Origin of the sequence: Lederbergia wuyishanensis (assembly GCF_022900255.1) — a bacterium.
GTDB lineage: Bacteria > Bacillota > Bacilli > Bacillales > Bacillaceae_C > Lederbergia > Lederbergia wuyishanensis.
The window spans coordinates 136717-154289 of the sequence record NZ_JALIRM010000004.1 but is presented as its reverse complement, the minus strand read 5'-3'; the positions used below and the strand labels follow the sequence as shown (position 1 = coordinate 154289).

The following is a 17573-nucleotide window of genomic DNA, read 5'->3' as shown; positions in this document are numbered from 1 at the left end:
CCGGCTTTTAGGCTTTTGCAAAAACAACAAACTTTACGAAAACAGCCTTTTATTATTATAATTTTACCCTCTGTAATCTTAATGCATTCAGAACAACGGAAACTGAACTGAATGCCATTGCAGCACCTGCCAACCAAGGTGCGAGGAAACCCATTGCCGCAATTGGAATCCCTAATGTATTATAGGCAAAAGCCCAAAATAGATTTTGTTTAATATTACGGATCGTTTTGTGGCTCATAAAAATCGAATCAGCAATACTGTTTAAGTCACCGCGAATGAGAGTGATATCAGCGGCTTCCATCGCTACGTCCGTTCCCGTTCCAATCGCCATCCCAATATCAGCCGTTGCTAGTGCTGGAGCATCATTAATTCCATCCCCAACCATCGCGACCTTTTTCCCAGCTTGTTGAAGTTTTTTTACTTCCTCCGCTTTTCCTTCAGGCAGCACTTCAGCAATGACATTTCCGATGCCGGCTTCTTTGGCGATTGCATGAGCTGTCCGCTCATTATCCCCTGTCATCATGATAACTTCAATATTCATTTCGTTTAAGCGCTCGATTGCTTCTCTCGAGGTTTCCTTAATTGTGTCTGCTACTGCAACAATCCCTGCAAATTGACCATCAATAGCTGCAATCATAGCAGTTTTTCCTTCATTTTCGTATTTTTCCATTTTAACAATAGCTGCTTCAATCTCGATATTATTGTCCTTCATAAGACGTCTAGTACCGATAAGAATTTCTTTACCATCGACAACTGCCTTAATTCCAAACCCTGGAATTGCTTCAAAGGATAAAGGTTGTTTTAAAAGAATCCTTTTCTTTTTTATTCCTTCAACAATCGCTTGGGCTAAAGGATGTTCCGATTGCTGTTCAGCGGAGGCAATGTATGATAAAAATTCAGTCTCGTTCAGATGAGTAGAAATATTTGTTAAAATTGGAGTTCCGTTTGTAACTGTCCCTGTTTTGTCTAAAATAACTGTATCAATTTTATGAGTGGATTCTAAATGTTCGCCGCCCTTAAATAAAATCCCATATTCAGCCGCTCTTCCCGATCCTGCCATTATCGAAGTCGGAGTAGCAAGACCAAGAGCACAAGGACAGGCAATAACTAATACGGCAATCATATTTTCTAAAGCTTCGGCAAAGTTTCCAGGTGCCACTCTCGTAAACCAAATGATAAACGTTAATATCGCAATCCCCACTACAATTGGGACAAAAATCCCCGAAATATGGTCTGCTAATCGTTGAATCGGTGCTTTTGACCCTTGTGCTTCTTCAACGACTTTAATGATCTGTGCAAGAGCCGTTTCCTTCCCTACCTTTGTTGCCTGCATTTTAATAAAACCATTCTTATTAATTGTTGCACCGATCACGGAATCCCCAGCACCTTTATCAACTGGAACGCTTTCCCCTGTTATCATCGATTCATCTAAAGCTGACTCACCTTCGATAATTATACCGTCTACCGGTACTTTTTCTCCCGGTTTAACGAGTAAAATATCACCTTCCACTACTTCTTCGAGCGGAATATTTAGAATGACATCTTGTCGCACGACTGTTGCTGTCTTTGCTTGAAGCCCCATTAACTTTTTAATCGCTTGAGAAGATCTTCCCTTTGCCTTTGCCTCAAAAAGCTTCCCAAGAATAATTAGTGTGATCAGAACGGCACTCGTTTCAAAATATAAATCTACTGAGTGAGCACCCGTACCAATTGAGCGAATTACTAAAAATGCACTGTAAAAATATGCTGCTGATGTACCAAGAACAACAAGCACATCCATATTAGCACTTTGATTTCGCAGGGCTTTAAAGGCACCAACATAAAATTGCTTTCCAACGTAAAATTGGATTGGTGACGCTAAAGCCATTTGAACCCACGGATTCATTAATATTTTTGGTACGTAAATAAAAGATGTAAAACTAAAGTGTGAGACCATTGTCCACAGAAGAGGTAGAGAAAGTATTAAGGATAAAATGAATTTTCTTTCCTGCCTTTTAATTTCTCTTTCACGATAATCCATTGTTTCCTTATCATTATCATCATTTTTTACAACCGCTCCATATCCCAATGCTTCGACTCGATCAATTATATCCTTTGTTGATTGGGCTGAAGGATTAAATTCAACCGTTGCTTTTTCAAGTGCAAGATTAACATTTGCTTGGACGACACCAGGCATTTTATTCAATCCTTTTTCAATTCTTGTTGAGCAAGCCGCACAAGTCATTCCCGTAATCACAAATTCTGCTTTTTCAGTGATAACATCATAGCCTAGGTCTTGAACTTTTTTCTGAATATCTTCAAACGATATTTTCTCTTTATCATATTGAACGGTAGCTTTTTCTAAAGCAAGATTCACATTTGCATCCTGCATTCCATCAAGCTTCTTCAATCCTTTTTCGATTCGATTAGAGCAAGCGGCACAAGTCATACCGGTAATTTGAAATTGGTCTTCTGAAACATTCGCATTCTTCATTCCCAAAACTCCTTATACCTATACGGGGTATATTTTTAATAAAAAGAAAGCGTGCATTGAAGAGCACGTTCCTTACGCTTTTACATCATAACCTTGATCATCGATTGTTTCCTTAATTTGTTCTACACTTACTTGTTGATTGTTAAATTCTACATCAACAGTTCCAGTTTCAAGATTTACTTTTACATCAGAAACACCTTGAAGTTTTCCAACGCTACCTTCAACCGCTTTTACACAATGACCACAAGACATTCCTTCAACTTGCAACGTAATTTTTTCCATACGAATCAGCTCCTATTATTTCTTCATTAGTTTTTGTATTGTTATAAGAAATTCGTCTAAGACTTCCGTATCTCCTTCTTGGATTCTTTCGACGACACAATTTTTCATATGACCTTCAAGTAAAATTTTTGCTACACTGTTTAACGCTGCTTGAGTAGCAGAAATTTGCGTAATGACATCATCACAATAAGTATCATTTTCAATTAATCGTTTTATACCCCTAATTTGCCCTTCTACTCGGTTAAGTCTCGTTACTAAATTTTTTTTAACTTCTTCAGAATGATGACTTTTCCGTTCAACTTTTGATTCACAGCAAGGCTCATCAGAAAGCTGTTGAGGGTCTAAATTATGCGCCATTCAAATGCCTCCTTTCCTACATAATAACATACCCCTATACGGTATGCAAATAGTTAAATTATAAAAAAATTGAACTTCACAAAACGCCTATACACATATGTCACTTTTGAATAAGATAAATCGAATATTATTGTTACAGCTAGGAGGGTAGAGATGTCTAACGAAAGAAAACCAAAAGAAATTCATGTTGAAAATTTAATCATCCATGCTCAGAATGTTGAGGTTGTTGAAGAACGACATAATCGGGAAAGAGGTAGAAATAGAGAAGCATCGCCTGCAAGGGATCCGTGGGGATTCTTCTGGGGAAGACCGATGGAGACGCCACAAGAATCGTCACAAGAACAGGCAGTTGAAACAGATAAAGAAAATTAATATGACATGTGAAATTATAGAAACGGAAAGTGATATATCACTTTCCGTTGTTATTTTTCTATCTATGTGAACGCTCATGTCTAAACATGAGGATCATAAATATGCTTATTAAAGTAAATGCTATTAACGCTAAAAATGGAATCGTGATAAAGCCAAACCAGTTGATATATTGAACATTACAAGGCACCCCTTGGACACATGGCTTGATTGATTCAAAACCAGGGACTTTTTGAACTAAATAATGATATAGAGAGATGGTACCTCCAATAAGAGAGACCGGTAAAATATATCTTTTTATATTTATATCATTATAAAAAGCTGCAATACCAAGTATGATAGTTAGAGGATACATAAATATTCTTTGAATCCAACAAAGTTCACAAGGGATATAAAGTCTGATTTCACTAAAATATAAACTTCCAAGTGTAGCCACCATTGATACAATCCAAGCAAAATATAGGGCCAGCTGTTGAAAAGAAAAGGATGATTTGGATTTATTCATATTATTTTTTCAAACCTTTTTCAATTTGTGCTGCAATTGCTTCATAATCAAAAGGATCATCTAACATAACACCATTGATAACGAGGGTAGGTGTATATTTAACATTTACATCTTTCACTAGCTTATCATCAATCATGACTTGGTCGAACATACCTTTCTCTTCTATATCTTTTTTGAATTCATTAAAGTTGATATTTGGAGCATAGGCTTTTGCAATCTCTACTAACATGTCTGTTGTTACCCATACATCATCATGGTTTTGATTGGAAGGTTGTGCATCATAAATTCCTTTATGGAAAGCCCAAAAGTTTTCCGGATCTTGTTTAAAAACAGATTCTGATGCAAGTGCTGCAAGGACTGATTCATTTCCGTGAAAAAGAACATTAATATATGTGAGCTTAGCCTTTCCAGTATCGATATAATCTTTTTGAAGCTGTGGAAAAACTCTTTCTCCCCATGCTTTACATGACGGACATTTATAATCTCCAAACTCTACAATTGTAACAGGTGCATCCTCATTCCCCATTGTTGGTTGGTTTTCTAGATTTTTAAGACTAACCTTTTCTTGGCTCTCATTTTTTCCTTTATTGTTAAAAACCAATACAAGTGCCACAATGATGGCAAAAATGACAACTGTAAATAAAACAATTTTTTTATTATTCATTCAGCATCTCTCCGCATAATGACTTTAATGTCAATAATCGTATCATACCCCATAACGGTATGTAAAATAATTGCAATCCTCATTTGTACTAATTTTTATACGCTGTAAAAAAATTGACAAATTTAACGATTGGCTTTAAAAAGCTTTTGCATAGGAAAGAAATTTATGACAAATACTTTAAATAATACCATTATTTTAAATGAGATGAGTTGAGAAAGGACATGTCTTTTTTCAAAAATAAAAGTGTAAGTACAGTAAAAAATAACTTCAAAAAAGATATACTTATTTTTCCAACCATTGAGGAAAATCTTCATTACATTTCGAAAGCTCTATACGATACGAATGACATAAAAACAAGGAAAATAAATTTTCATGGTATTCCAGGTATGATTGTCTATTTGGAGACGATGGTGAATTCTGAAGAACTTCAACGTAGTGTTCTAATGCCCCTTTCTCAAGTAAATACGATACAAACGATCGACGAAATCATCACAAGTCCTGATTTTACGAAAACAAACCAAATAAATATCGCAGTTACCTCACTTCTCTCAGGTAATAGTGTACTTTTTCTCCAAAATGGGCCCGAGTTTTATATATTTAAAACCTTACAAACCCACCTGCGTTCTCCGGAGGAACCGGATAATGAGAAAGTGGTGCGAGGATCTCATGAAGGGTTTGTCGGTATACTTAATATAAATTTAAATTTAATTAGATCACGTATTCAAAATCGCCAATTAAAAATCGAATACTATGAGCTAGGTTGGGAGTCGAACACACGTGTAGCTATCGTTTATATGGAAGAGATTGCAAATCGAGAGATAGTCAAAGAGATAAAAAAAAGAGTTACTTCTATCTCCTCTGATATGATTTTTAGTCCGGGCTATATTGAGGAATTTATTGAAGATAAACCATTCTCTCCTTTTCAACAAATTTTATATACGGAAAGACCTGATCGTGTTGAAGCCCATTTAATGGAGGGGAGGGTTGCAATATTTTCTGAAGGGACCTCTGACGTTTCTATCATGCCTGTCACTTTTTTTGCGTTCTTCCAAACCCCTGATGATTTTAATATTAGATTTTTTTCTGGTTCATTATTTAGACTTTTAAGGATATTTAGCTTTTGGGGAGCGCTCACACTTCCTTCGATTTATATTGCTATAGTCAGTTTTCATTTTGAAATTATTCCTAACGACGTTATTACCGTAGTGAAAGGCTCTATTGAAAATATTCCTTTTCCCCCTTTCATAGAAGCCCTCATTATGGCCTTCACGATTGAATTGATTAGAGAAGCTGGAATAAGGCTTCCTACGCCTATTGGACAAACAATTGGTATCGTAGGCGGGTTGATTATTGGAGAAGCAGTGGTAAATGCAGGACTTGTATCCAATACCATGGTTATTGTTATTGCGTTAACTGCGATTATGTCATTCACTATTCCTTCATACGAGATGAGTAATACTGTCCGCATATTAACATTTCCACTAATGCTCGCCTCAGCAACACTTGGATTTGTTGGTATTGTTTTTTGTTTAATGATTATCTTAATCCATTTATGTAAATTAGAATCTTTAGGTACACCGTATCTTGCACCATTTGCTCCATTGAAGATTCCAAATTTAAAAGACTCAATTGTCCGTTTTCCGATATGGATGTTAAATAAACGTCCGGGGAATATTAACCCTCAAAAAATCAAAAAACAAAATCCATCAAGGGAATGGGATAAAGATGAAAAGTAAGCAGCATATTTCCCCATTTCAACTAATTCTAGTATTAATTCATGCTCAAATTGGAGTAGGAATTGTATCTCTGCCTTATGACATGTTCAATAAATCTAATGGAGACAGTTGGATTTCCGTTTTAATAACAGGTGTAATCTTGCAAGTAATGATTTTATTGATTTGGATTTTAATGAGCAGGTTTCCAAACAAAAATTTTTTCGAGATGCTGCAAACCTTGTTTGGAAAATTTTTCGGAAAATTTATTACGATATTATATAGCGGTTATTTTAATTTCGTTGCAGGAATGGTTTTGGCAAAATACGGATATGCAATAAAAGTTTGGATGCTGCCATTAACACCTAAATGGCTATTGTTGGTACTTATGATTGTTACGGCCATTTATATTGTAAAAGAAAATCTACGAATCTTAACGAGATTCTTTCTTCTGGCATCTTTTACTTTAATTGTGTTTATTGCTTTGTCAGCATATTCATTAAAATTTTCAAACATAACATACATTCTTCCGATTGGAAGTCATGGTATACAAAAAATCATAAATGGAATTAGCGCAGGATTTCCTTCATTTCAAGGATTTGAATTATTAATGCTATTATTTCCATTCGTGAGAGCTGATCGAAAAAGTGTGTTAAAAGCGGCAACGATTGCGAATGTCTTTGTTACTATTTTTTACACTTTTATTGTTCTTACATGCTTACTCTTTTTTAATCCTAGAGAATTAAAACTTGTTCCAGAGCCTGTTTTATATTTAATCAAATCGTTTTCATTTAAAATCATTGAAAGACCGGATTTAATATTCACATCTATGTGGATTGTTTTAGTAGCAACAACATTGATGAGTTTATTATTTGTTTCTTCCATTGGCCTTTCTTTTGTTATGAATACAAAAAGTCATAAATATTTTGCTTATATTACTGCATTTGCTTGTTTCCTAATTGCACTTATCCCACAAGGTAAATTTGAAATTGAAGCTTTAGGCAAAATCAATCATAAACTCGTTGTCTTTTTCGCATTCGTGTTTCCCATAATTTTCCTGTTAATCTCCATTATTTTTAAAAAGAAAGAACGGAGTGACAGCAAATGAAATATCGCTTTCCTCTTATTTGGATGATAATATTTACAAGTATTCTTGCCGGTTGTTGGGATCAGCGTCTTTTGAAGGATAACAGTTTAATATTGGCTATCGGCTATGACCAATTGGATGGAAAAATTATGACAACGATTTCTCATCCGATATCTTCTCAAGGAGGGCCAAATCAGAGTTCTCCTCCAAGAGAAAATGAACTTTTATCCTCATCAGGAGATACAGCAAGAGATGCTGAAGTCCATATGGAGCGAAAAGTTCCCGAGAAATTTGATATGTCAAAAGTAAAAGTCATCTTACTAGGTAAAGAGTTGGCTTCACATGGTATTTTCTCGATTCTAGATTCCACATACCGAGATTTAAGAGGCCCGTTGAACGCGAAGATTGCCATCATTAAACAAAACGCCAAGGATGGGCTTTCCTTAAATGTACGTGAGTCCATGACGATAAGTGATTATTACTCTGAGTTACTTCATACTTCCGAACAAGGTGGAATAACGAAAAATGAAAATGTCCAGAGCATATTCCCAATCATTTTATCTGAAGGTAAAGATTTTGTAGTTCCATATATGACAATAGAGAAGAAAGAAAATAAAGCGAAAATCATTGGATTAGCAATGTTTGATGATGATAAATTTTCAGGAACTTTAGGATTAAAGGAATCGAGCATGTTTTTAATTCTATCGGATAGCAAGAAGAAAAACTTGCCGTTAAATTTTAAAGTTAGTAATAAATACAAAAAAGAAGATAAAAACTATGTAAGCATTCAAGTGCTTAAGATTAAAAGAAAAATTAAAATCGATGACACAGGTGGAAACATAAAAGCAAAAGTGATTGTAGATGTAAAATTATCTGTCGAGGAATATCCTCAAGACAATTTATTTGACAAAAAGAAAATGAAACAGCTAAATAATAACGTGCAGAAAAAGCTGAATACGCTCGCCGAGAGCACAATAAAGAAAATGCAAACAGCAAATTGTGATGCGCTTGGTATTGGTCAAAAAGTAAAGGCTTATCACTATAAAACATGGAAAACACTCGACTGGAAAAAAACGTATCCAGAAATCCCGATAGAAGTAGAATTTACTTCAGAATTCATCCAGCATGGAATTATTAATTAAACGATTTTCCAATTTTAAAAAATCCTAATTCCAAAAGAGCAATTAGTTTTGCACTTTGAATCAGGATTTTTATTATCTCTAAAAATCACTTAATGACCAAAGAAAAAAGTCAATAATAATTCGCTTTAAGTCAACATCAAACCAAGTTTCTATAGTCAGTAATAACAATAGATATAAGCCAAACAGACTTCTAATTTTATTGCAAACGAATAATATATAAGCAGAAAACAATTAGGAATGACTAGTCTTGAAGAGAATATTCATCCCTAAAGATCTTTTCGAATAAAAAAAATAATCAATAATCCTGAAATTTCCCCGGACGGGAAGAATATCGGGTATGTAGAGACAAGGTTGGATCAATTTACAAATACATATTTCAGCCGAATCTCGATGTTCCAACCTTTGGAAAGACCGAACGGCGTCTATTAACTTCTTGCGCAAGACTTGATTATACTCCCCGATGGTCACCAGACGGCAGATGACTTGATTTTGTAATCTACACCGGAGAGGTCGAATTGCTCACTCAATAAATAGCTGGCCATTTGCAAAATACTAAACAATTGTTGCTCCTACAAAGGTAAAGTCATATCCTGGATGACATTATCTTGAATTTCCTTAAAGCTATCTTTTCCAAACACCATGTGAGCTTTTTCCTTTAGTTCATTTATTATTTCATCGCTCTCCTTTAATGTCTCTCTTATCATTTGTATCAATCGAAGAGCATTTGGTCCACTGACGCCTTTAGCTACTCGTTCAAGAAGGACTTTCGCATCAACGGAAAATTTAGGTGCAAAGCTAAGACACATAACCATATTAAGCTGCAGCGCTTTACTATATTCTTTTGTAAATGCACGGCGAACACCTCCGCGAACACCTGCATAACCATATGAAATCTCAGACACCGCTCGATAAAAAAGAATCATTCCATCCGCATGACTAGATTCTCTGTGTAACCGGAGTTCACTTACTAAGGATGTTAGACGCTTGACTAAATCATGTGCTAATTCCATTGTTTTCCACCAATCTAATAAACGACGCTGCTCCTCTTCACTTAATGTTATCGGTAGTGCATCAGGCATTACTTCTCCTCCTTAATTATGTCCTACAATCGTGGAATTGCTTGTATGTTTTCGATTCGCGAGCGTATAGAGTCCCATTCAGTTCCAAACAAAGCTCGACCTAGTTTTATTGCTTCATTGATACTCTGTGCAATTTGATGATTTAAATAGCGGCTTTGCTCTACCAGATGGTAAATATCAGGGCTTGCTTTTTTTGCAGCAAGTTCAAAATTGGGACTCAACTGTTTTACACTAATTCTCAGTGTATCAAGGTCGAACACAAGTAATTCCTTTACAAGTGTTATAGATTCACCGTTACGAATCCGATTTATCGTTCCTTGAACTGCATCGAATCCATAGCCAATATCAGCTACAGATGCATGATATGGGTTTAGTCCAGCTGCAGTTCTCATAGAAGGAATAGCCCTAAAACCTGTTGTAATAGAGCAAACTACTTCTTTTGCGGCCATCCCTTTTTCTAATGCAGCATAGATGGCATCAAGATACGCTGTTTGCTGGTTGTAGCTCACTCCTGAATAGTTCATATAATCGCCCCCTAAAAATATTGGCAATGCAAGGGTAAGTGTCACTACTTCTTATTATGTATATAAGTTAACACTACAAAGTGAACCTCACCCACCAATTTATTTCTATATCATTTTCTCGTGAACTATTTTAATTCGGATAAAAAAATTTGAACAACAACGGTAAAAATATTGTAAATCATTCTCTTTAAGAACTGATTCAATTACCTATAACTCTAGGAGTAACTAATATGCCAACCTCATATAAAAAAATGAAGAGGGCAAGTTACCCTCTTATGATAAAAATAAATCCGAATTAATCTTGATAAGAATCCTAACTTATAAAAAAAGAAGGAGTGTATTATAAATTGATAAAAGTTAAGGTTAATTTACGGCCACTGGTAAGGAAGATAAATTTACCTACTGTTTTGAAAACAGCTGCACTTCCGGGTGACTCAGTTGAAAGATTATTTATTGCAACCCAGGTAGGAGAGATTTTTTACTTAGGAAACTCAAGTTTAAAGACTTTTTTAGATATTCGCCCACGAATTATTAAACTGGGTACTTTTGAACCAGGTGTTTCTAGAGGTGGATATGATGAACGAGGGTTGATTGGACTAGCGTTTCATCCTCAATTTTATTATAACGGTCTATTTTATCTTCATTATTCAGTAGCTGGAACACAAGGTCCGAGCGCTCTTCCTGAACAATTTAAACCTAACCCTTGTGATCCCAAATCTTTAAGCCTAAAGTGGCTAAATAGAGAGACTCTATATGATCATATCGATACAATTGAAGAATGGGTATTACATTCAAGTGGTCAACCACAAAAAAGACGTACACTCCTGAACTTAAGAAGACCTTTTTTTAATCATAATGGGGTTAATAGTTTAAACTTTTCACCTGAAACTGGAAAACTCATTTTAACAACCGGAGATGGTGGAGCAGGCTATGACCCGTTTAATTTAAGCCAAGATAATATGGAAATAGCCGGTAAAATAATTGAAATTGACATAGCAAAGGATACATTTATCTATAATCCACCAGTAGTTACGCGTTTTAATGAACTTCCAGCACCTATTCAGGAAACGCTTACGGTAATTGCTAAAGGGGTTCGTAATATACCAGGCATTTCATTTCAAAGATTTTATAATCAGTATATTAAATACGTGGGAAATGTCGGACAGGATTTAGTAGAGTCTATTTATTCATTCATTCACTATAATCCAATACCAGTAACTCAGCTTGTTCAAGCTTCTTCAATGAAATCTGAACTTAACCAAGAAGAATTTATTAACTTTGGATGGCGAGGATGGGAGGGCCCTTTTCCTACTTCTACTATAAAGAAATGCCCTACAAATCAGGCTTTAGATGAGAAAACAATTGCATATTACGATGAAGCAATAAAAACTTCAGTGAGGCGGCTTCAACCTTTAACTAGTTATTTTCACAAAGATCCTAGACCAAATAAGTTTGGAGGAACTGCACTTACAGGAGTGCAAGCCTATATGGGGAATGGAATTCGGGATTTAACAGGAAGCGTGGTATTTACCGATCTTGCCCGAGATAAAGAATCTCACTCTCCGGTTCAAGGGGTTTTAGCTTATAGTCGGGTAAGAGCAGATAATAAACTAAGTGATTTTAGTATTATTGAAACCAATTATAATTTTGGGTCTCAATCATCTTATTATGTTAGTTTGGGAACCAATATGGATCAAACCATATTATATTTAGGGGTTTATAGCTCTATGAAAGTGACTGATTTTAACCAAGGTACTATTTTCGAAGTTACTCCATAATTCATTACAAAACAACTTCCAGATAAATATCTACATGTGTGCGAATATGAGTAGCTACTGATTCAGAAAAAAACAAAAAACTTTTCCGCAAGCTCTGTTTTGTTGTTTTCAGGAAGTCTACATTTAAGTTTTGTTTAAATGCCAATTTTTCAACAAAGGATGGAAGAAGTTTTTGACAGGATATTATTCTTATCCGAAACAATCTTATTCTTTTATAAGTAGATTGCAAACTTTAGTCCCTGTTCCATTAATGAGATTATCATTAACCTGGAACCCTATTTCTAACTGAGCATTCTTTATCCCAGTAGGAAAATGACATTTTTGAAAATATAGATCTTTAGTGATTAGTATAGCCCTTATTTTCTCTAACCACGGGATTATTTATTTTGCTCCTGCCTGTAACAGGATTTCCTCAATTGCCTTAAAACCTTTATCTTGGGCATGCTGCAAAGGAGTCACATTATCCCTGTCAGGTATGTTTACGTCAGCGCCGTGCTCTATCAGTAATTTAACTGTTTGTTGTTGTTTTTCGTTTCCGTTATTTAAAATTATTGCTTCTAATAAAGCTGTCCACCCCAAATTATTAACATGGTTAACTTCTATATCTGACCGAGTAAGAAGTTCTATGATTACATCTATATAGCCGTGTTCAGACGCTGGAATTAATGCTGTTCCCCCATACCGATTGGTAATGGATGGGTCTGCACCAGCGTCAATTGTAAGTTTAAGAATGTCAATATATCCCTCCGCACCTGCATATAAAAAAGGATTATTTTTCATGTTGTCTTGAATATTAACATCCGCGCCAGCCTCAATGAGAACTTTTGATGTCTCTAAGTCATTGTTATACACTGCAATCATTATAGGAGTTCGTCCTTGTGAGTCCTGAATATTAATATTAACACCTTCCTTAAGCAGTTTTCTAACTCTATCAGTCTTTTTACCTTCTGTTGCATGTAACAGCTGTTCACTTTTCTCTTCTCTCACGACTTGTTCCTCCTTTTTTTCTTCCTTTAAACTTCGCATATCATTTAAAACACATCCTTGAAGCAATAGGGAAGAACTCAAGAATCCTGATATTATCCATTTCCACATATGGGTATCCCCCATTTAGTCTGTTACTCCCGGTTTCTTTTCAAAGGTTTATATATTTCGGTTAGTCTTCATTTTTAATATTTATTAGACGTTCGTTTTCTGGCTCTGTATGTATTAATACTTGCGCATCAGGAAATTCAAGAACGATATCTTGTTCAATCTTATCACATAACTCATGAGCTTTTTCAATGCTATAGCCTGATGGAACTACAAGGTGAAAATCAATCCATTCACTAGGCCCAGAGCGTCTTGTACGAAAATCATGGAATTCGATAAACTCATTTTTATAAGTGCGAATAATTTTTACTATCAATTCTTCTTCTTCAAGCGATAAACTTGCATCTAATAATGGCGGAAAGGATTCCTTCATTAATTTATTTGCCTCAAAAATAATATATATAGCTAATGCAATCCCTATGATAGGATCTAAAAAGTGCCATCCAGTAATACTTACAAGTAATAAACTGATTGCCACACCAAGTGAAGTGAAAACATCTGTCATTAAGTGGAGAGCATTAGATTTCATTGCCATTGATTTTGTTTTTTCTGCCGTTTTACTAATTGTTTTTGAAACGATGAAGTTTACTAAAGCACCAAAAAGCATAACTAGAATTCCTAAGAATGGTAATTTTACTGGTTCAGGATTGACGAGTTTATGAACACATTCGTAAATGATCCATATCCCTGCTATAAATATCAACAAAGTCTCAATTGTTCCAGAAAGATTTTCTACTTTGCCATGCCCATATCGGTGACTTTTGTCAGCTGGTTTGTTTGAAATTCTAACGGAGAAAAAAGCGATCAGTGAAGCTACCAAATCTAATGACGAATGAATAGCTTCTGATAATACTGCTACTGAACCTGTAAATATCCCTACAATTACTTTTAAAATAACTATTACAGAATTACTTATGACTGATAGAAATGCTACTTTTGCCGAGTTCATATGAAATACCTCTATATTTTTTTATTTGGTACCATGCTAACAAATAAAAGTCGATTGGGTCTACAGCAACCTTTTTAGGAAGCTCTATAAAAATGTATCAATGTAAATATTGTTGCATAAAGCCAATTTCAATAGGAAATATATACTTTATTTAGAAAACCTTCATGGTCTACCAAAAAAATATCCTAACACTAAGTCTATCCATTTTCTACTTTTCCAACTTGAACATTAATGAGATGATTATGTTTTTTTCAAATAACAAAGGGAATCTCTTTTATCTATAAGAACATCATTTGCTTTATTGTTGTATTTATTATTTTTTTGTCATTATAGAAACTACTTTTGGAGGGACCTGTTACTTCATAGTAATTCATCTATACATATAGGGTTTTAGGAAAGAAACTCATAAGTATTTAAGGGGGAAAAGTCGAAGTCCTGGCTGTACGGTGATTATGATGGTTATAGCTCAGAGTACTCACGTGAAGGTATATCTTTTGCATTAATCGTAGTCCTGTTCGTTTTATTAATTATTCGTAGGAGTTTCTTTAGTAGGCTATTAATGCGAAATCAAAAAGGGGCAGATTATTTTCTGCCCCCCTTTACTATAACTAATGTTTTATGAAATTCTTAGAAAACATTACATTAAACTGCTTTTCCTTGTTTAGGCATGTCTCTTTTTTCTATAAACAAAATACCTAGTTCATGATGCTCCCCTTCATATAGGGCACGTTGCACAAGACGTTTCTCACCATTTTTATCAAAAACTTCAAGCTTACAATAGGCACGATTTTTTAACAACGCTTCATATAGATCCTGTTTATTATGTACCATTATATTATTGCAAGTATGGATAATATCTCCCGTTTTTAATCCCATTTTATCTGCAGGGGATTCTGGGAGTACATCGAGCACCATAATGCCACTATTTCTTGGTGTGAAATAGTATAATGCTAATCCTTCACGAACTCTATGTTGATGGGCAAGAAATAACCTTCCAAGTATTGCTAAAATGGAAGCAATTGCTGGGATAATGTCTGGCATTAAAAAACTTACAGAACTGATGGCAGTAATGACTACACCAAGGATAAGAACTTGCTTTCCTAACCTTTTTATAACATTTCCTGGTAGAGTCGTTTGAATCTGTTGTTGAAAACCCATTAAAAATGGAACTAATATTAATGAATAACTTTCCGTTCCCCAATTTATTACTGGCCACCATTCAAATGGCGCACTAATTGGTCCAACTGGCAGAAAAAGAAAGATTGGCAATAGCCACAATCTCTTCGTCTGGATAGCTCCGACCGTCAATCCTCTTCTACTTGTTCTTAGTTTAGGAGAAATATCCTTTAGACCATTCTTTAACATGAGTATTCCTTCAGTAATTGTAAGGGTACCAAGTAAAATAGCGGCTCCTATAAAAAAGCTGGAATCTATCATGGAATTTTTAATAAAGGGTATTTGAAAACTAAAATAATTGGCCGCAATTACAAGTAATAAAGCAAGTCCAATCGTCAGAGTTGGAGATAATAGTCTAGCATTACCAACCAAACCTAATAATAATGTCACGATGGCAATAACCGCAATAATAGGAACTGGAATAGTCAAACCTAGGGAAACGAACAATAGTGATAATATTAATCCCGAAACAATCCCGGCTGGAAGTAAATATCGTAATTCATGAAAAAGGCTGTTTACCCTCACATGAAAATCTCGACGCTCCCTCTTTACTCTTAAATATCCTGCAGTTAAAGCAAGTAAAATTGAAAAATATAAGATCGGATGAAGAAACAAACGACCAATTCCCTTTGCGATTTCAAGCAACCATATTTCCGCCATACTGTCACATCCTTTTTTTCGGAAAGATACTTATCTCCTATTCTATCAGAACTTTCAGGGAAAAAGGAAAAAAAATAGTAAAGAATAAAGGGTAAAAAAAATAATCTCCAACTTGGGAAATTCCCATTGTTGGAGATTGTAATCTATCAACGAAAAGTTTTTAAGGCAACTTGTAATTGAAGGTCATTTTTTTCGTTTTGAATCGCGCTAATAATTTTTTCCTGTAATTCCATTGCCGTTTTTTCATCGATACGCCCAGTTACTGGAATTTGATTTATTGATTGAAAAGCCTTAACCGCTCTTTCAGTTTGCACGTCAAAATATCCATCTTGTCTCCCAGGTCCATATCCTAAAGCTACCAGCATTTCTTGAGCAATTGTTACATTTTCGTTGTTCATGTCAAGCGCTAACGCTTCTTCTAACTGTAAAGAATGAACATGAAAATAAGCCGGTTGCTCGACATCTATAGTAGGTTTTATTCCTTTTCCGTGAATCCAATTTCCATTAGGGGTTATCCATTTAAACATCGTCAACTTAATGTTACTATGGTCATCTAAAGGCACCGCCTGTTGGACGGTTCCTTTTCCAAAAGTTTTCTTACCAACTAATGAATAGTTTTCGATTTCATTCAATGCTGCAGCCAATATTTCTGATGCAGATGCACTTCCTTCATCTATTAGGACGGTAATTGGATATGGCTTTTTCTCCTTAAGAGCTGTGGAATATGGAATTCTTTTTCCTGAACGTTCTTCAATTTGTACATATGGCTTCTTATCTGTCACTAGTTGGAACAAAATATCTTCTACGCTTGAGAGCATCCCACCAGGGTTACCACGTACATCAATGATAAGCCCGGATAAATTTTGTTCTTCTAACTTACGCAACTCTGTTGAAAAATCTTTTGCTGTACCTTGTGAGAAGGAAGTAATTTGAATATACCCTATATTTTTCTCGGAGCTTTTTTTCATATCTGAAAAAACAGTTAAAACAGGAACTTTATCTCTCTTAATATCAACAACAAGCGGTTTCGAGAGTCCGCTTCGAATGATTTCAAGTTTTACAATTGTACCTTTTTCTCCACGAATTTTTTTCGATGCTTCGTAAACATCAAGACCTTCAACGCTTTCTCCATCAATGCTGATGATTCGATCTCTTGCCTTTAATCCAGCTTTTTCTGCAGGGGAATTTTTGATAGGTGAAATAATGATTAGCTTCCCTTCTTGAATCGCAATCTGCGCTCCAATTCCGTCAAAAGAAGAATCTAAGCTATCATTAAATCTTTCCGATGCTTCTTCATCCATATAAACAGAGTATGGATCTTGCAAAGTTCCTACCATTCCTTGAATAGCCCCTTGTATAAGTCGGTTTTCACTAACATCTTCTACATACGATTTTCGTATTAATTCTAATGCATCTGCGACCTTGTCTAGACCAGGATTACTTTCTTTTTCCATTGCAACCTCATGTTCTGATTCTACTTTTTCCTTGCTAAAGTCTATCGTTCCCGGCGGCAATATCCATAATAAAGAAGCATATGTACCTCCCGCGCCCAATAATAAGGAGCAGATTGAAATGATAACTAACCACTTGTTCTTCATGCTTTTCCTCCTCTGCCGCTCATGAAATGTCACTACATTTTCAAGAGTTTTTCCATACATCCTATGCAGCATGAGGACAAGTTATGTGAAGAAACATTGCTTCTAATTTTATTTAGAAAAATATAT

General features: G+C 35.2%; 17 protein-coding genes. 6 read left to right on the top strand and 11 right to left on the bottom strand.

Annotated elements, in window-relative coordinates:
* Positions 1–55 precede the first annotated feature (55 nt).
* From MT489_RS09310 to MT489_RS09300, 3 genes are all read right to left on the bottom strand, one after another.
* Positions 56–2473 (bottom strand): heavy metal translocating P-type ATPase, encoded by a 2418-nt coding sequence (locus MT489_RS09310; protein WP_244681271.1) that lies wholly within the window; start codon positions 2471–2473, stop codon positions 56–58.
* Between the two features lie 72 nt (positions 2474–2545).
* Entirely contained in the window at positions 2546–2755 is a 210-nt protein-coding gene (gene copZ / locus MT489_RS09305; protein WP_244681270.1) for a copper chaperone CopZ, read from the bottom strand.
* A 15-nt stretch (positions 2756–2770) separates the two neighbouring features.
* Positions 2771–3112 carry a metal-sensitive transcriptional regulator gene (locus MT489_RS09300; protein WP_244681269.1) on the bottom strand — a complete coding sequence of 114 codons (342 nt, stop codon included), beginning with the start codon at positions 3110–3112 and terminating at the stop codon, positions 2771–2773.
* A 153-nt stretch (positions 3113–3265) separates the two neighbouring features.
* On the opposite strand from MT489_RS09300, the gene MT489_RS09295 reads away from it, so the two are divergent.
* Positions 3266–3484: a hypothetical protein gene (locus tag MT489_RS09295; protein WP_244681268.1), complete on the top strand. Its 219-nt coding sequence runs from the start codon at positions 3266–3268 to the stop codon at positions 3482–3484.
* 58 nt (positions 3485–3542) lie between these two features.
* Here the strand turns inward: MT489_RS09295 and MT489_RS09290 are convergent, their stop codons facing one another.
* Positions 3543–3986, bottom strand: coding sequence for a disulfide oxidoreductase (locus MT489_RS09290; RefSeq protein WP_244681267.1), 444 nt, complete (start codon positions 3984–3986; stop codon positions 3543–3545).
* A gap of 1 nt (position 3987) precedes the next feature.
* The gene (locus MT489_RS09285; RefSeq protein WP_244681266.1) at positions 3988–4650 is read right to left on the bottom strand and encodes a DsbA family protein; all 663 of its coding nucleotides are present in this window, start codon (positions 4648–4650) and stop codon (positions 3988–3990) included.
* A 221-nt stretch (positions 4651–4871) separates the two neighbouring features.
* On the opposite strand from MT489_RS09285, the gene MT489_RS09280 reads away from it, so the two are divergent.
* Genes MT489_RS09280 through MT489_RS09270 form a run of 3 tightly spaced genes read left to right on the top strand, consistent with a single transcriptional unit; the run spans position 4872 to position 8591 of the window.
* The gene (locus MT489_RS09280) at positions 4872–6386 is read left to right on the top strand and encodes a spore germination protein (RefSeq protein ID WP_244681265.1); all 1515 of its coding nucleotides are present in this window, start codon (positions 4872–4874) and stop codon (positions 6384–6386) included.
* On the top strand, positions 6376–7470 hold the full coding sequence (locus MT489_RS09275) for a GerAB/ArcD/ProY family transporter (protein WP_244681264.1): 1095 nt from the start codon (positions 6376–6378) through the stop codon (positions 7468–7470). Before MT489_RS09280 ends, MT489_RS09275 begins: the two co-directional genes overlap by 11 nt.
* Positions 7467–8591 carry a Ger(x)C family spore germination protein gene (locus tag MT489_RS09270; protein ID WP_244681263.1) on the top strand — a complete coding sequence of 375 codons (1125 nt, stop codon included), beginning with the start codon at positions 7467–7469 and terminating at the stop codon, positions 8589–8591. The genes MT489_RS09275 and MT489_RS09270 overlap by 4 nt, the downstream gene beginning before the upstream one ends.
* Before the next feature lie 569 nt (positions 8592–9160).
* Here MT489_RS09270 and MT489_RS09265 read toward each other — a convergent pair.
* Entirely contained in the window at positions 9161–9670 is a 510-nt protein-coding gene (locus MT489_RS09265; RefSeq protein WP_244681262.1) for a hypothetical protein, read from the bottom strand.
* Positions 9671–9693: 23 nt separating this feature from the next.
* Positions 9694–10194 carry a hypothetical protein gene (locus MT489_RS09260; RefSeq protein WP_244681261.1) on the bottom strand — a complete coding sequence of 167 codons (501 nt, stop codon included), beginning with the start codon at positions 10192–10194 and terminating at the stop codon, positions 9694–9696.
* Between the two features lie 347 nt (positions 10195–10541).
* On the opposite strand from MT489_RS09260, the gene MT489_RS09255 reads away from it, so the two are divergent.
* Positions 10542–11972, top strand: a complete 1431-nt coding sequence (locus MT489_RS09255) for a PQQ-dependent sugar dehydrogenase (protein ID WP_244681260.1) — start codon at positions 10542–10544, stop codon at positions 11970–11972.
* A 381-nt stretch (positions 11973–12353) separates the two neighbouring features.
* Here the strand turns inward: MT489_RS09255 and MT489_RS09250 are convergent, their stop codons facing one another.
* Positions 12354–13067: an ankyrin repeat domain-containing protein gene (locus tag MT489_RS09250; protein WP_244681259.1), complete on the bottom strand. Its 714-nt coding sequence runs from the start codon at positions 13065–13067 to the stop codon at positions 12354–12356.
* A gap of 61 nt (positions 13068–13128) precedes the next feature.
* Complete coding sequence (locus tag MT489_RS09245) at positions 13129–14013, bottom strand: cation diffusion facilitator family transporter (protein ID WP_244681258.1); 885 nt, start codon at positions 14011–14013, stop codon at positions 13129–13131.
* Between the two features lie 439 nt (positions 14014–14452).
* On the opposite strand from MT489_RS09245, the gene MT489_RS09240 reads away from it, so the two are divergent.
* Positions 14453–14635 carry a YjcZ family sporulation protein gene (locus MT489_RS09240; protein WP_280518568.1) on the top strand — a complete coding sequence of 61 codons (183 nt, stop codon included), beginning with the start codon at positions 14453–14455 and terminating at the stop codon, positions 14633–14635.
* A gap of 20 nt (positions 14636–14655) precedes the next feature.
* Here the strand turns inward: MT489_RS09240 and MT489_RS09235 are convergent, their stop codons facing one another.
* Together MT489_RS09235 and MT489_RS09230 are read right to left on the bottom strand one after the other, a co-directional pair.
* Positions 14656–15849: a PDZ domain-containing protein gene (locus MT489_RS09235; RefSeq protein ID WP_244681257.1), complete on the bottom strand. Its 1194-nt coding sequence runs from the start codon at positions 15847–15849 to the stop codon at positions 14656–14658.
* A 146-nt stretch (positions 15850–15995) separates the two neighbouring features.
* Positions 15996–17447 (bottom strand): S41 family peptidase, encoded by a 1452-nt coding sequence (locus MT489_RS09230; RefSeq protein ID WP_244681256.1) that lies wholly within the window; start codon positions 17445–17447, stop codon positions 15996–15998.
* Positions 17448–17573 lie beyond the last annotated feature (126 nt).